Source organism: Roseovarius sp., assembly GCF_040219995.1.
In the GTDB taxonomy this organism is placed as follows: Bacteria; Pseudomonadota; Alphaproteobacteria; order Rhodobacterales; family Rhodobacteraceae; genus Roseovarius.
In genome coordinates this window covers 1-2,304 of sequence record NZ_JAVJUC010000018.1, presented here as the reverse complement: position 1 = coordinate 2,304, position 2,304 = coordinate 1, and the positions used below count along the sequence as shown (strand labels likewise).

Below are 2,304 nucleotides of genomic sequence, written 5' to 3'. Positions count from 1 at the left end.
CGCGCACGGCGGGCGTATCGGCAATTCCGTGACCATCAACGGCCAGATACCGGACCGCATCGCCGTGCGATCCGGAGAACGCATCCGCCTGAGGTTGGTCAACGCAGCCAATGCCCGGATATTCGGGCTGGATTTCGGGGGTCTAGCGCCGGTCGTGGTCGCTCTGGACGGTCAACCCGTGGCACCTCATGCACCAGACAGTGACGTCGTGGTGGTCGGCCCGGCCATGCGTGTCGATCTGGTGATTGATATGACCGGCAAGCCCGGAGAGAGCGTGACCGTCACCGATGTCTTTTACGAGGGTTTGGAATACCGTCTGGTCGATCTCGCCTACGGGCCGGATCGGTTTCGGGACGCGGTGCCGGACTGGTCGATGGAACTGCCATCCAACCCGCTGGCCGAACCCGATATGCAAGCGGCCAAGCGGCATCGGATTGTCTTCAATGGTGGCATGATGGGGCAGATGATGATGGGCGGCGACATGGGGTCGATGATGGAGCAGATGCACGAAGGCAACATGTGGTTCATCAACGGCGAAGCAGCAACGGGGCACATGATGGACCCCTTGCTGGTCCTGCCGCAGGGCACGTCGCATGTGCTCCAGATGGACAATCGCACCGCGTGGCATCACCCGATGCATCTTCATGGACATTCGTTCCGTGTGATCACACGGAACGGGCAACCGACACGGCACCGCGAATGGCAGGACACCGTCCTGATGGCACCCGAGGAACGGGTCGAGATCGCCTTCGTAGCGGACAATCCGGGGGACTGGATGTTCCATTGTCACATCCTGGAACACCAGGCGGCCGGCATGATGGGCGTCATACGTGTCGATCCTGGCACGACCAAAACCTGAAAAATCTCACGTTTCGATAACGACGAAAGGAAAGAACCGATGAAGAAACTAATTGGACTTGCCAGTCTTAGCACGGCAGGTGCCGCCGCCGTGTTCGCCCTGGGCCTGAATGCCGCGCCCGTCGCGGCACAAGAGGCCACGCTCTACAAGAACCCGCAATGCGGATGCTGCGAGAGCTATGCGGACTACCTGCGCGAGAATGGCTTCACGGTCGAGGTAAAGCCGACCCATGATCTGGCTCAGATCAGCCGTGATGCAGGTATCCCGGACGATTTCCAGGGCTGCCATACGACCTTTCTGGGTGACTACGTCGTCAGCGGTCATGTGCCAATCGATGTCGTCAACAAGTTGCTTGATGAGCGCCCGGACATTGTCGGCCTGACACTTCCCGGCATGCCGTTGGGATCGCCAGGTATGGGCGGCGAGAAGCAGGAACCGTTCAAGATCTACACCGTCGAAGAAGGTGTGAACCCGACCGTCTATGCGGTCGAATGATCAATTGCGCGGTCTGGTGCGCTCCCGTGCCAGACCGGATTCAAGGAAAATCAAAGGATGAACTGTATGATGATGGACGGTGGAATGATGGGTGGCGGCATGATGATCGCGATGGGACTGGTTTGGTTGCTGATCGTGGCGGTGCTGGTGCTCGCGGCGATCGCTTTGGTCAAATACATCCGCTCGGACAGCGGGAAATAGAAATGCGCCGGGATGCGGAATGAGGGTACCAGCAGTGGCGACAGCCTCTTGTCGATGGGATTGGTCTGGGGGGTTTGCGTCCTGCTTGTCGTGGCATCGCTCGTGGCACTTTTCATCCTTTGTATGTGGATTGCCAGAAGAAGGCAAAAGCGACATGAAAAACACCATTAGGCTCGCCGCGCTCTTGCTCGCTGCAACGGTCTTGCCCGTTTCGGCGCAGGATGACTTGCTCGCGGGCGAACGCCTTTATCAGGAGAATTGCGCCAGTTGCCATGGTGCAAACCTGGAGGGGCAGCCCGATTGGCGCACCCGATTGCCGAACGGCAGGTTGCCTGCCCCGCCGCATGACGCCTCGGGCCATACCTGGCACCACACGGACCGCGTGCTTTTGGACATCGTGAAGCGCGGAACGGCGGCGATTATCGGGAATGGCTATGAAAGCGATATGCCCGGCTTCGAGGAGGTGCTGACGGATGACGAGATCACGGCGATCATCGATTACATCAAGAGCACATGGCCCGATCGGAACCGCGCTTCGCAGGAAAGCCGTACCCTTGCGGATGAGCAGGTGCAGCCATGACGCAAGAGGTCGTCAGCAAAATCGACCCTGTACCGCGGCGCAGGATCTCCGGGTTTGTGCTGGTGCCGCTGATAGCTTTTGCCCTCATGGTCTTGTTCGGCTGGGGGCTTTTCAGGGGCGGCGACGACTTGCCATCGGCGCTTCTCGACAAACCTGTGCCGGAGTTTGC

Annotated in this window: 4 protein-coding genes; all 4 read left to right on the top strand. The window is 59.5% G+C overall.

What is annotated here, in order from left to right; genetic code table 11:
• A partial coding sequence (locus RID11_RS10635) for a multicopper oxidase family protein (RefSeq protein WP_350138734.1) occupies window positions 1-859 on the top strand: 859 nt, incomplete at its 5' end.
• Between the two features lie 39 nt (window positions 860-898).
• Window positions 899-1,354, top strand: coding sequence for a DUF411 domain-containing protein (locus RID11_RS10630; protein WP_306112599.1), 456 nt, complete (start codon window positions 899-901; stop codon window positions 1,352-1,354).
• Between the two features lie 66 nt (window positions 1,355-1,420).
• Window positions 1,421-1,555 (top strand): hypothetical protein, encoded by a 135-nt coding sequence (locus RID11_RS10625; RefSeq protein ID WP_007121580.1) that lies wholly within the window; start codon window positions 1,421-1,423, stop codon window positions 1,553-1,555.
• A 154-nt stretch (window positions 1,556-1,709) separates the two neighbouring features.
• A complete protein-coding gene (locus tag RID11_RS10620) occupies window positions 1,710-2,135 on the top strand; it encodes a c-type cytochrome (protein ID WP_306112600.1) in 426 nt (141 codons plus the stop codon).
• Window positions 2,136-2,304 lie beyond the last annotated feature (169 nt).